The organism is Mesorhizobium sp. M4A.F.Ca.ET.090.04.2.1, from assembly GCF_003999085.1.
Lineage (GTDB): Bacteria > Pseudomonadota > Alphaproteobacteria > Rhizobiales > Rhizobiaceae > Mesorhizobium.
On record NZ_RZOT01000145.1, the window covers coordinates 1 to 11,545 of the forward strand.

Consider the following 11,545-nt stretch of genomic DNA (forward strand, 5'->3'; position numbering starts at 1 on the left):
GACCAGCATCATGCGTGGCGACGGAGAGGTGGTGACCCCCGAGGATCTGGCCGAGGCCCTGGACGACATGCTGTTCACCGGCGGCCGGCTCAACGTCAGGCTGCTTGGCGGCGCAACCGACGGGCCATCGAGTTGCTGAGCCAGTGGCCGAATAGGGGCAGGTGACGGCGACCTGTTCGCTGCAAGCGGCGTAATGCGGTTGCCGTCATGCGGCCGGAACGGCTGCCGCTTCGAATCTCCTCCGGATCCCGGATTCAGTTTCCGCTGCCGACATAACGACCGTCCGACGCCCATCCGCCACGCCATCCACGATGACGTGGCCGATGCCGCGCGAGCACGGCTCGACGCGCGCGTCGACGTGATAAATATCCCGGAGCAGATCGGATGTGATGATGTCCGGCGACGGCCCGCATGCGACCAGCCGGCCATCCGCGATGACCATCGCCTGATCGCTGAAGCGCAGGGCGTGATTGAGGTCGTGCAGGGCGATCAGCACGACCATGCCTCGCGCCCGGGCAAGTTCCCGCATGAGGCCGAGCACCTCCACCTGCCGCGACAAATCGAGTGCCGATGTCGGTTCGTCCATCAGCAGGATTTCCGGCTCGCGCACCAGCGTCTGCGCCAGGCTGGCGAGCTGCCGCTGGCCGCCGGAAAGCTCGCCCACATTGCGGAAAGCGATGTCGGCGATGCCGAGCGCCGCCAGAGTCTCGTCGATGCAAGCCAGATCATCGTCGCCCACAGACCAGCCCATTCCCTGCTTGCGGGCGAGCAGCGCCGACTCATAGACGGTGAGCACCGCATTGGCGGAGGTGTCCTGCGGCATGTAGCAGATGGCATTCCGCCCCCGGGACGCACCGTCGACATGCACCTGGCCCGGTCCGTGCAGAAGCCCGGAGATGCGCCTGAAGAGCGTCGACTTGCCGGCCGCGTTCGGGCCGATCACGGCCACGATGTCGCCGCCCTCGAACGCAGGTGTGGTCACATCCCGAAGCCGAAGACTCTTGCCGTAGCGCGCGCCGAGCGCGTCGAGCTGGATCGTCACCATGAGCGCCTCGCGCTGGACAGGATGAGCGAGATGAAGAACGGAATGCCGATGAGCGAGGTGACAATGCCGATCGGGAAGACTGTCCCGGGGATGAGCGACTTGCTGACCACGGAGCTCGCCGACAGGATCAGCGCGCCCGACAGGGCCGACGCGGGCAGGAAGAAGCGCTGGTCCTCCCCGATGACCATCCGTGCGATATGCGGACCAACGAGGCCGATGAAGCCGATGGTGCCGACGAAGGCGACGGGGATGGCGGCGAGAAGAGTCACCAGCATCAGCGTCTCCAGCCGCAAGCGACCGACCTTGACGCCAAAGCTGGCTGCCTTGTCTTCGCCCAGCCGCAGCGCCGTCAGCGCCCAGGCGCGCCGCGCGAAAATGGGCAAAACTGCGAGGAGAATGAATGTAGTGACGGCGAGCTTGGGCCAGGTGGCCTTGGTGAGGCTACCCATGGTCCAGAAGACGACTGCCGCCAGCGCTTCCGCCGATGCGAAAAACTGGACGAGCGCGAGCAGCGCGTTGAAGGTGAAGACCAGCGCGATGCCGAGCAGCACGATGGTCTCCACGCTGACGCCGCGCTTGACGCTCAGCATGTGAATGAGGAACGCCGCCAGCATCGCCATCACGAAGGCGTTGATCGGCACGACATATTCGACCGCGGCGGGGATGAGCCTCACGCCGAAGGCCAGTGCAAGTGCTGCGCCGAAACTCGCGGCGGCTGATATACCGAGCGTGAAGGGGCTCGCCAGCGGGTTGTTGAGGATTGTCTGCATCTGCGCGCCGGCCACGGCGAGCGCCGCTCCCACGACGATGGCCATCAGCGCCACCGGCATGCGGATTTCCCAGAGCACCACGCGCACCTGCTGCGGCACCGTATCAGGAGCAAGAAGCGCCCGCACGACCTCACCGAGCCCATAGCGAGCTGGACCGACCGCAAGGTCGACGCAGAGGCTCAAGAGCAGGGCGGCGCAAAGGCCGGCGAGAATGATCTGCCGTCGCCAGACGAGGGCGCGATAACGCCCTCGTCCCTCGGTGCGATCGACCGCGGCGCCGGCGGCCGTCGTCTCAATCGACATCGGTCAGCGAGACCCAGTGGCCCGGCCTGTAGGCGACCGGCAGGAACTTCTCGTGCAGCACCCTGAAGGTCGCTTCGGGGTCGAGGTCGGCGAAAAGATCCGGATGCAGCCACTTCGCCATTTGCTGGATGGCGACGAACTGATAGGGGCTGTTGTAGAACTGATGCCAGATGGCATGCACCTGACCGTTCTCGACGGCCTTCACGCCAGTCAGCGCCGGCCGTTCGGTCAGCGCCTTCAGCTTGCGCAGCGCCTCGGCCTCGTCGCGGCCGGGGCCGACACCGACCCAGGCGCCGCCCGGCACATAGGCTTCCCACCAGCCGCCAGTGACGATGATCTGATCCGGGTTCGAGGCGATGATCTGTTCGGGATTGAGCGTGCCGAACGTGCCCGGAATGATGTCCATAGCGATGTTGTCGCCGCCCGCCATCTCGACGAACTTGCCGAAATTGTCATCGCCGAAGCTCATGCAGCAGTCTTCCGAATAGCCACCGGCACGCTCGATAAAGACCTTGGGCCTTGCCGGCTTGGCTTTCTCAATCACGTCGGTGACGCGGGCGATCTCGGCGGCGCGAAAGGCGATGAACTCCTCGGCGCGCTCCTCTTTGCCGAACAGCTTGCCGAAGAGGCGCATGCTGGGCTCGGTGTTGATGAAGGGGCGCTCGCGGAAATCGACATAGACGAGCGGAATGCCGGCGGAGGCGAGCTTCTCGATATACTTGGCGTCCTCGGTCGCCTGCTTCGACTCGATGTTCATCAGGATGACATCTGGCTTAAGCGAGACGGCCTGCTCGACATCGAAGGTGCCGTCCTTGAAGCCACCGAAGGTGGGAATCTCTGCCATCCTGGGGAATTTCTCGAGGTAGGCGGCGTAGTTGTCTGGATCCGCCTGGCTGAAATCCTCGCGCCAGCCGACGATGCGCTTGAACGGGTCCTCGGCGTCGAGCGCCGCGACGAGATAGACCTGCCGGCCTTCGCCCAGGATGACCCTCTCGACCGGAACGTTCACCTCGATCTCTCGGCCGGTGACGTCAGTCACTTTCACCATCTCCGCCCTTGCGGCCAGCGTCAGCAGGGCAACGATAGCGGCCGCCATCATCCCCGTCGCGATCCTTCCAAAAGTCATCACGCCCTCTCTTAGGTGGATTGTCAGAGGCGGCTTATAAAAGATGACTTCAAATCTCAAGAAATATCTTTTAGAGCCATTCCAGACTGGGCACCACGACAAGGGTTTGGAATGGTGGGCGAGGCCAATTATTCGCTGCGGGACGAAATACGTGATTACTGGTCGGCGCGTGCGGAGACCTTCGACGTCTCAGTGGGGCATGAGATCTTCTCCGAGCGGGAGCGCAGAGCCTGGCACAGGCTGATCCTCAAGCACCTGGGCGCCGGGAACCGCCGGCGCGCGCTCGATCTCGCCTGCGGCACCGGGGTTGTATCCCATCTCATGTACGACTTGGGCTACGCCGTGACAGGACTGGACTGGTCAGAGGCCATGCTTTCCAAGGCGCGTGCGAAGGCAACGCAAAGGGAAAGCGGCATCCGGTTCCTGCTCGGCGACGCGGAGCGCACGCTCGAAGAAAAGGACTGCTACGACGTCCTCGTCACCCGTCATCTCGTCTGGACGTTGGTCGATCCGCGAGCGGCGTTCGCCGAATGGTTCTCGCTGCTCAAGCCCGGCGGACGGTTGCTGATAGTTGATGGTGACTTCGTATCCGAGACCTGGGCAGCCCGTCTGCGTAGGATCTTGGAGAGACTGCCCGGCTCAACGGTCGAGGCGGCCGGCGCTCTGGACCAGGCGATGATGGACCGCCATCGCAGCATCCTGTCGCGGCTCCACTTTTCGCGCGGCGCCAAAGCGGACGAGGTCTGCGCGCTTCTTGCGGAGGCTGGCTTCGAGGTGCCTGTGGTCGACATCCGGCTCGGCGCGATTCATCGCGCACAGGCGCGGCACCTGAACTTCCTCAAGGCGCTGGAACGCTCGATGCAGCATCGCTATGCAATCTGCGCGACCAAGCCGGCGCGAGCTTTCAGGTCCCGTCTCTAACCATGAAACGTCGAAATTGCGGTGTTCGCAACGTTGCGAGGGCATCGAAAAATCGATCGATCTCGCTGTCTGTCTAATCCTGACAGCAGTCCTTCCGCTCGCTCCCAGTCCGTATGGGACCGCCTAGCGCTACATCACCGGCGGCAACAACAGCCACTTGTTCCCTTCCCGCCCACGGCGCGCGGGTTGGACGGTCTCATATGACGGTTCTCATCCAGCCCAGGAAGGATTCTATAACCGCGGATCGGGCACTGTGGTGCATCCAGACGACATAAAAGCTGTAGCCCGGCAAGGACATTGGATGCGCCTTGACGAGAGAGCCGTTTTCCAGTTCGCGGCCGACCACAATATCACTGCAGATCGCAATGCCTTGCCCGGCGACAACCGCGTCGATCGCATGCAGTTCCTCGCGAAAGCTCAAATCCCAGGCTTTGTCCGGGATTGACTCCGGATCGATTGATCGGGCCATCGCCAGCCACCGGGACCAGGTGGGAGCATCCGGATCCCGGTTCATCCAGTCAAAGTGGATCAAAGGATAACGCAGGAGATCGGCGGCGCGCTCGATCAGCCGCCCATCGCTTGCCAACAATTGGGGACTGCAAATCGGAAAGAAGGAATCGCGGCATATCTCCTGCGCGGCAAAGTGCAAAGGCGGGCGACGCGTATAGCGGATCGCTACATCCGCGGCGCCGGCGCGCAGATCGAGTACCGCGTCCGTTCCGATGATCTCCAGTGGTATTGCCGGGTTGGCCTCTCGCCATTTCGGCAGCCGGGGCACGAGCCATCGACTCGCGAAAGCGTTCGGGCTCGTTACCCGCAATGGCGCCTGAAAATCGGGCTCGGCGACCGCGGCAAGCGAGCCGGCGAGAAGATCAAAGCCGTTGCGCAGGATCGGAAACAGCCGCGCTCCCGCGCTCGTCAGCACGAGCGGGCGCGGCCGGCGCTGAAACAGCTTGCGACCGCATATCTCTTCCAGCAAGCGGACCTGGTGGCTGATCGCCGTCGGCGTCACGCCGAGCTCCACCGCCGCGGCCTTGAAGCTGCCGTGCCGGGCGGCGGCCTCAAAGGCGTGCAATGCGCGCAGCGGCGGGCGGTTTGTCATGCGCGGCAGCCTAGATGAATTCTTCTCATCCAGCAGCCGAGAATTTCGCTTTTGCAGAAGGTTGGACCGTGTGAGACCGTAACGTTGTTCGAACGGCGGGAGAACAGCGATGGAGATCCCACGAAAGGCCGACGCGCCATTGGGCCGATCCCATTCCCAGACTGTGGCGGTCGAACAACTGCGCCGAGGTCTGCGAGGCGAATTGGTATTGCCGACGGACACTGCCTACGACCAGGCGCGCAAGGTCTGGAACGGGGCGATCGACAAACGCCCCGCCGCAATCGTCTTTTGCGCCGATGCCGGTGACGTCGTCCATGCCGTGACCTACGCCAGGTTGCAGGGCTTCGTCGTGGCGGTGCGCAGCGGCGGCCATAACGTCGCCGGCCTGTCCGTGTGCGACGATGGCATGGTGATCGATCTATCCCGCATGAAGAAAATTGTCGTCGATCCCGAGCGCTGCATCGTCAGGGCCGAGGCCGGCCTGAATCTCGGCGAGTTCGACGCCGCCACACAGGCGTACGGTCTTGCGACAACCATGGGCGTCAACGGCGACACCGGTATTGCCGGCCTGACGCTCGGCGGAGGCTTCGGCAAGCTCGGGCGCAAGCACGGCCTGAGTTGCGATAATCTGATCGCGGCCGAAATCGTCACGGCCGACGGGCGGCTGTTGCGAACAAGCGCCCACGAGCATCCAGAACTGTTCTGGGCCTTGCGCGGCGGCGGTGGCAATTTCGGCATAGTGACGGCGTTCGAATACCGGCTGCACCCGCTTGGCCCGGCCCTTCTCGTGGGCTCGGTGCTTCACGCCTATGATCATGCGCGCGAGGTCATGCGGTTTTACGACAAATTCTCCCGTGGCGCCCCGGACGAGTTGAGCGTCGACGCCGCGCTCGTCACACTGCCGTCGGGCGACCGTGGCTTCAGCATCTCGGCGTGCTATGTCGGCGCACCCGAGGCGGGCAAACCGGTCATCGAACCGATGATGACATTCGGGTCCCCCGTCGAAAGCCGCCTGCAGGCCGTTCCCTATCTTCAGATTCAATCGGCGGCCGACAGCCTTTTTCCACGCGGACGACGCTATTACTGGAAGGCGCAGTTCCTGCACGAGATCAGCGATGCAGCGATCGATGCGCTGCTCGACAGTTACGCGAAGGCTCCCAATCACTGGTCCCTGCTGGTTTTCCAGCAGGTCGGCGGCGCGATCGCCCGGGTGCCCGCGTCGCACTCGCCCTACGCCAATCGCGATGCGGCCTTCGACTGCTTCCCGATCGCCATCTGGGACGATCCGGCCGATGACGAGGCAAACATGCGCTGGGCGCGCGACCTATGGAACGCGGTCAGACCATTCTCCACCGGCGGCGTCTATGCCAACAATCTTGGTGATGAGGGTGACGAGCGCGTGCGTGATGCCTACGGCGAAAATTATGCGCGCCTGGCAGCAGTCAAGAAGCAATACGACCCGACCAATTTCTTCCGACTGAACCAGAATATCAGGCCTGAATAGTTCGGACTATTCGGGAGGAGCCGTGCGCAGCCGTTGGACGATCCTTGCTGTCCTGTTTATCGGCCGCGCCGCAATGGCGTTTCAATTCCAGAGCGTCGGCGCCGTCGCGCCCCTTGTCAGCGATAGCCTCGGTGCGAGCCTGGCCGACATCGGCATCCTGATCGGCCTCTATCTTGCACCGGGGGTCGCATTGGCCCTGCCCGGCGCGACCATCGGCCAGCGCTATGGCGACAGGGCGACCGTGCTCGCCGGCCTCCTGATGATGCTGGCGGGTGAAACGCTGATGACGTCGTCTGCGCCCTGGAGCCTGCAGATCAGCGGCCGACTGATCGGCGGCACTGGCGGCGTTCTGCTGAACGTCCTGATGACCAAGATGGTCGCCGACTGGTTTGCCGGCCGGGAACTCGCAACGGCCATGGCCATCTACATCAACTCATGGCCAGCGGGCATCGCGATCGCTCTGATGCTGCTGCCAGCAATCGGGACGACCTTCGGGATAAGCGCTGTGGGCATCGCCGTTGCGATACTGATTGTCGTCGCCATCGGCCTGATTGCCTTCATCTATCAAGCTCCGCAGGCGCCGCCCGCCGGGTGCAGGCGGTGGCTCTGTTCCTAACCGCCGCGACAGGCGAGTTCGCCTGGTGGCTGCTCGCCAGTGTGCTGCTCGGCCTCGGCACTGCGATGGTCTATCCGAGCTTGATCGCTGCGGTGTCAGATGCATCGCATCCCTCCTGGCGCGCCCGCTCACTCAGCGTCTACCGTTTCTGGCGCGATCTTGGCTATGCGATCGGCGCGCTCTCGGCCGCCGACTTCTTCGGTCTGGCTGCGGCGATTACCGCGGTTGCTGCGCTGACCTTCCTGTCAGGCGTCGTCGTGGCGCTCTTGATGAACGAACGCCGCGCGTGAGCGCCGGGCGCCGCCTGGAACTCAAGCAAACCGCTTAACCCCCAACCGGATCGCGTTGCCTTGTCGGCGTAACTGCGTTTACTTGCCGGTATGAACGGAGCGGGCATTTTGGACTTGATGTTGCGGGGCGGCGCGATCTCCCTCAACCTGCTCTTGGCCCTTCAGTTTGTCAGACTACGGCCGGTGCGCGCGGGGACACTGAGCGGCCTCCTGCTCACTCTCGGAGTCGCCAGCTACGTTTTGCTGTCCGCACCGGGCATGCCCGGGATGCTGGGCGATGCTCACTGGATACCCTTGCTGCTAGCCGTCCTCAATCCCGTCTTCCTGTGGTGGTTCGCAATCGGCCTCTTCCGCGACGACTTTGTCTGGTCGCCCGCTTACGCGCTACCCGGCGTCGTTCTGGTCGCGATCCTGCTGCTTGGCCACGGCAACAGCCCAATGCTTGCTGGCGTCCAGACCGTCCTGCATCAGGTGGTGCTCGTGGCTCTGCTTGCACATATCGTGTGGATGGCCGTTCAGGATTTTCGTAATGATCTCGTCAATTCCCGGCGCCGTTTCCGCATCGCGCTCGCCATCGTCCTGCCGCTGGCGGCCGTCCTCATTGCGGCCGGCGAGATCTATGCGATGTTCGCGCCGCTTCCCAGCTGGACGACGCTCGCGCAGGCCGTGATGCTGTTTGCGCTCTCCTTCGTCTTCACCGCATGGCTGGTACCCCTGCGTCTGGATTTGTTCGAGGCGCCCTCCCGGCCGGCCGTCAGCGTCAGCGAGCTCTCGCCCGCCGAGCGCATCGAACTGGAGCGTCTGAAGCGTGCCGTCGCAGACGGGGTGTGCCTGGAGGCCGAGCTATCGCTCGGCCAATTGGCTGGGCGCCTTGGCGTGCCCGAACATCGCCTTCGTCGGCTGATCAATGCCGGGCTCGGTTTCAGAAGCTTCTCGGCGTTCATCAATGAGCATCGCGTCGATGAGGCCCGGCGGCGGCTTGCCGACCCGGACCGCGTGCGCGAGCAGATCGTGTCGATCGCTTTTGGCGTCGGCTACGCGTCGCTCGCGCCATTCAACCGGGCATTTCGCGATCGCACGGGCACGACGCCGTCGCAGTTTCGAAAAGATGCGCTGGGCAAGCTCATCGATTCCGAAAATCTCTGATCGAAATCCAGTTTTTCCTATCGGCTTCTCCTGGTGCGAAGCCGCGGCGAACGCCCTCCGGTAGTCCTGGCTGTCCAACACCGGAGGCTTGCCCAATGCTTGACGCCCTAACCGTCGCGCCGCTCATGCGCTTCGTAGCCGACATTTATCCGGTGATCCTGCAGAGCGATCTCTATCGCTACCTGATCGGCGCCGGCGGGACGTTTCTCTTGATCAACGTGCTCCTTTCGGCGCGGCTTGCATCACGCAAGATTCGCCAAGAGACACCGCAAGCGCGGCAAATCATCCGCGAAATTCTCACGTCGCTCCGGACCGTCGTGATTTTCTCCCTGGTCGGGTTGACGATCGCCATTCTGGCCAATCTTGGCTGGCTCCCGGTCTATGAAGACCCAGGACAATACGGGTGGGCCTATTTCGCCATCAATGTCGTCGCGCTGATCGTCGCGCACGATGCGTGGTTCTACTGGACCCACTGGTTCATGCATCGCCCAAAACTGTTCCGGTGGTTCCACCGCCTCCACCACCGTTCGTACAATCCGACACCGTGGACCGCCTATGCCTTCGACGCCAGCGAAGCCTTCGTCAATGCGGTGTTCCTTCTGCTCTTCATGGCCATCATGCCGACCAGTGTGCTCGCCGCGTTCATCTTCACCGCGCACATGATGCTCAGAAACGCCATTGGCCACAGCGGATACGAGATATTTCCCGCCAACCGGGAGGGCCGCCCTCTGTTCGATTGGATGGCCACGGTCACACATCACGACCTGCACCATGCGCGGCCCCGCGCTAATTTCGGACTCTATTTCACCTGGTGGGACAAGCTCATGGGAACGGAAGACCCAACTTATTACGATGAATTCCAGCGTGCGGTCACACGCTGCGCGCTGCGCACCCGGCGACCTGCGAACTGAAGGGACAGGACCGTGGGCTTCTATCAGAATGTCCTGCTGCCGCGCCTGGTGCACCGCTCAATGACCAACCGTGAACTGCTGCCTTACAGGCACAGCGTGCTCTCGGCCGCGGAAGGACGCGTGCTCGAGATCGGCATTGGCTCAGGCCTGAATCTGCCACTCTATCCTGCCGCCGTGCACGACGTGATCGGCCTTGATCCGTCACCGCGGCTATTGGCGATGGCCCGGCATACCGCCAGGCATTGTACTTGCGCAGCAAATCTCATCGAGGCCTCGGCGGAGGAAATTCCGTTGGACAGTCACTCCATCGATACCGTTGTCACAACCTGGACGCTCTGCTCGATCCACGGCGCCGGCCAGGCGCTTGGCGAAATGCGGCGGGTACTCAAGCCAGGCGGGCAACTCCTGTTCGTGGAACACGGCCTCTCGCCGGAAGCGTCGGTTCAACGCTGGCAGGATCGCCTGACGCCGTTCTGGAAGCGCATCGGCGGCGGCTGCCATCTCAACCGACCGATCCGCACCCTGATCGAAAGCGCGGGCTTCAAGATCGGGCATCTTCAAACAGGCTATGCGAAAGGGCCAAGGCCGATGGTCTTCATGTACGAAGGCCGCGCCGTACCGTAGAACCGAACCCACGTTGCGACATGGCAGCCGATCTGCAAGGTCCGCACCGTCCAGTGCGGACCTTTCATTCATCCATGAGTCACCGACCAAACAGGTCGGCGTATCGCTGCAGGTAGAGCGGCCAGCCCTGATCGGCCGCAACACCATCGCGCACGCCTTCCCAACCCGCGCCGTGGCGCTCGAGCTTGCGGTGCTCCAACTCGACGCGCGTGCGGTTGGCGGCCTCTGCGGTGAACCGCACTTCCCACTCGCTGGTCTTGTTGAGATCGGTCTCCAGCCGCCATTGCGGCGTGATGTTCCAGCTAAGCAGCAGCCGGTGCGGCGGCTCGTAGGCCAGTACGTTCGCCCAGCGACACTCGCTGCCGTCTGCGCTGCGATCATAGATGTTTCCACCGACGCGCGGCTCGAACACCGTTTCGACGATGGGTACACGGAGCAGATTGTGCTCCTTGGGTTTGAACTTGCCAAAGTCCTCGGTGAAGACTTTGAAGGCGCGCTCGATCGGTGCCTCGACCACGATCGAATGCCTGACGATTGTATCTGCTGCTTGCGTACTCATCATCACTCCTTTGGCTGCTGCTCCACGGCTTCCTTGTAGGCCGCGAGCGTTTTTATCCAGAACCGGTCCAGGTCGGCGCGCAAAGCCGCCAACCCATCGGGATCGACGCGATAGATGCGGTGCTTGCCGGCGGGTGTGTCGACCACGAGCCTGGCATCCTTCAGTACCTTCAGATGCTGCGAAACCGCGGACCGGGTGACCGGCAGAGCGCTTGCCAACTCGGTCACCGAACTCGGGTGTTCGACCAGCATCTCGAAGATCGCGCGCCTCGTCGTGTCGCCGAGAGCCGTCCAGCCGCTGTTTAAGTTAGTTTCCACTAACGTGTTAGTATCGGCTCACGCGTTAAATGTCAACTGGATCCTCATAGAGTTTCCAGCCAGTCTCGATTTCGAAACCAACTCGGAACGCTGGATTGGCGGTCTCGGCTCGATGAACATCCTTGGTGGCGCTGCCGCTCCGACTGTTCGGTCCCGACGGCTACGGCGGCGTCGGCCGGTCACTACCGCCCGTCAGTTCAGTTCGGCCTTCGCCTCATTTGGCTTTGCCGCGATGACGGGCTGGCGTAGGGACGTCCCACCAATGTGAATGAGTGTGGCTGTCGGCGCACTCGGCATTAGCGCGTTTGGCA

At 63.1% G+C, this 11,545-nt stretch carries 12 protein-coding genes and 1 pseudogene; 7 read left to right on the forward strand and 6 right to left on the reverse strand.

Features of this window, described 5'->3' with window-relative positions; genetic code table 11:
- Positions 1–205: 205 nt before the first annotated feature.
- The 3 genes from EN781_RS12685 to EN781_RS12695 are packed head-to-tail and all read right to left on the reverse strand — an operon-like array spanning position 206 to position 3,217.
- Positions 206–1,045 carry an ABC transporter ATP-binding protein gene (locus tag EN781_RS12685; protein WP_127400037.1) on the reverse strand — a complete coding sequence of 280 codons (840 nt, stop codon included), beginning with the start codon at positions 1,043–1,045 and terminating at the stop codon, positions 206–208.
- Positions 1,039–2,118 carry an iron ABC transporter permease gene (locus tag EN781_RS12690; RefSeq protein ID WP_126057157.1) on the reverse strand — a complete coding sequence of 360 codons (1,080 nt, stop codon included), beginning with the start codon at positions 2,116–2,118 and terminating at the stop codon, positions 1,039–1,041. The genes EN781_RS12685 and EN781_RS12690 overlap by 7 nt, the downstream gene beginning before the upstream one ends.
- Positions 2,108–3,217, reverse strand: a complete 1,110-nt coding sequence (locus EN781_RS12695; protein WP_126059279.1) for an ABC transporter substrate-binding protein — start codon at positions 3,215–3,217, stop codon at positions 2,108–2,110. The genes EN781_RS12690 and EN781_RS12695 overlap by 11 nt, the downstream gene beginning before the upstream one ends.
- 138 nt (positions 3,218–3,355) lie before the next feature.
- Here EN781_RS12695 and EN781_RS12700 point away from each other — a divergent pair, with 138 nt between their 5' ends.
- The gene (locus EN781_RS12700) at positions 3,356–4,165 is read left to right on the forward strand and encodes a class I SAM-dependent methyltransferase (RefSeq protein ID WP_126057158.1); all 810 of its coding nucleotides are present in this window, start codon (positions 3,356–3,358) and stop codon (positions 4,163–4,165) included.
- Positions 4,166–4,361: 196 nt separating this feature from the next.
- Here EN781_RS12700 and EN781_RS12705 read toward each other — a convergent pair whose 3' ends face one another.
- Positions 4,362–5,267 (reverse strand): LysR substrate-binding domain-containing protein, encoded by a 906-nt coding sequence (locus tag EN781_RS12705; RefSeq protein WP_127400038.1) that lies wholly within the window; start codon positions 5,265–5,267, stop codon positions 4,362–4,364.
- Positions 5,268–5,376: 109 nt separating this feature from the next.
- Here EN781_RS12705 and EN781_RS12710 point away from each other — a divergent pair, with 109 nt between their 5' ends.
- The 6 genes and pseudogenes from EN781_RS12710 (at position 5,377) to EN781_RS12735 (ending at position 10,358) form a co-directional block, all read left to right on the forward strand.
- The gene (locus EN781_RS12710; RefSeq protein ID WP_126057160.1) at positions 5,377–6,771 is read left to right on the forward strand and encodes an FAD-binding oxidoreductase; all 1,395 of its coding nucleotides are present in this window, start codon (positions 5,377–5,379) and stop codon (positions 6,769–6,771) included.
- Between the two features lie 73 nt (positions 6,772–6,844).
- Positions 6,845–7,387: an MFS transporter gene (locus EN781_RS12715; RefSeq protein WP_245492590.1), complete on the forward strand. Its 543-nt coding sequence runs from the start codon at positions 6,845–6,847 to the stop codon at positions 7,385–7,387.
- Positions 7,363–7,677: pseudogene (locus EN781_RS12720) on the forward strand (MFS transporter); the annotation flags it as partial. The gene EN781_RS12715 and the pseudogene EN781_RS12720, both read left to right, overlap by 25 nt.
- A 90-nt stretch (positions 7,678–7,767) precedes the next feature.
- The gene (locus EN781_RS12725; RefSeq protein WP_127400039.1) at positions 7,768–8,823 is read left to right on the forward strand and encodes an AraC family transcriptional regulator; all 1,056 of its coding nucleotides are present in this window, start codon (positions 7,768–7,770) and stop codon (positions 8,821–8,823) included.
- Positions 8,824–8,918: 95 nt separating this feature from the next.
- Entirely contained in the window at positions 8,919–9,734 is an 816-nt protein-coding gene (locus EN781_RS12730) for a sterol desaturase family protein (RefSeq protein WP_126057162.1), read from the forward strand.
- A 12-nt stretch (positions 9,735–9,746) separates the two neighbouring features.
- Positions 9,747–10,358, forward strand: a complete 612-nt coding sequence (locus EN781_RS12735; RefSeq protein WP_126057163.1) for a class I SAM-dependent methyltransferase — start codon at positions 9,747–9,749, stop codon at positions 10,356–10,358.
- A gap of 79 nt (positions 10,359–10,437) precedes the next feature.
- Here EN781_RS12735 and EN781_RS12740 read toward each other — a convergent pair whose 3' ends face one another.
- Together EN781_RS12740 and EN781_RS12745 are read right to left on the reverse strand one after the other, a co-directional pair.
- Positions 10,438–10,917, reverse strand: a complete 480-nt coding sequence (locus EN781_RS12740; protein WP_126057164.1) for an SRPBCC family protein — start codon at positions 10,915–10,917, stop codon at positions 10,438–10,440.
- A 2-nt stretch (positions 10,918–10,919) separates the two neighbouring features.
- Entirely contained in the window at positions 10,920–11,234 is a 315-nt protein-coding gene (locus tag EN781_RS12745) for a metalloregulator ArsR/SmtB family transcription factor (RefSeq protein WP_126057165.1), read from the reverse strand.
- Positions 11,235–11,545 lie beyond the last annotated feature (311 nt).

Bases quoted from the DNA above. Each gene is read 5' to 3' on its own strand.
- EN781_RS12685 (WP_127400037.1), bottom strand. From the start codon at position 1,045: ATGGTGACGATCCAGCTCGACGCGCTCGGCGCGCGCTACGGCAAGAGT.
- EN781_RS12690 (WP_126057157.1), bottom strand. From the start codon at position 2,118: ATGTCGATTGAGACGACGGCCGCCGGCGCCGCGGTCGATCGCACCGAG.
- EN781_RS12695 (WP_126059279.1), bottom strand. From the start codon at position 3,217: ATGATGGCGGCCGCTATCGTTGCCCTGCTGACGCTGGCCGCAAGGGCG.
- EN781_RS12700 (WP_126057158.1), top strand. From the start codon at position 3,356: ATGGTGGGCGAGGCCAATTATTCGCTGCGGGACGAAATACGTGATTAC.
- EN781_RS12705 (WP_127400038.1), bottom strand. From the start codon at position 5,267: ATGACAAACCGCCCGCCGCTGCGCGCATTGCACGCCTTTGAGGCCGCC.
- EN781_RS12710 (WP_126057160.1), top strand. From the start codon at position 5,377: ATGGAGATCCCACGAAAGGCCGACGCGCCATTGGGCCGATCCCATTCC.
- EN781_RS12715 (WP_245492590.1), top strand. From the start codon at position 6,845: ATGGCGTTTCAATTCCAGAGCGTCGGCGCCGTCGCGCCCCTTGTCAGC.
- EN781_RS12725 (WP_127400039.1), top strand. From the start codon at position 7,768: ATGAACGGAGCGGGCATTTTGGACTTGATGTTGCGGGGCGGCGCGATC.
- EN781_RS12730 (WP_126057162.1), top strand. From the start codon at position 8,919: ATGCTTGACGCCCTAACCGTCGCGCCGCTCATGCGCTTCGTAGCCGAC.
- EN781_RS12740 (WP_126057164.1), bottom strand. From the start codon at position 10,917: ATGAGTACGCAAGCAGCAGATACAATCGTCAGGCATTCGATCGTGGTC.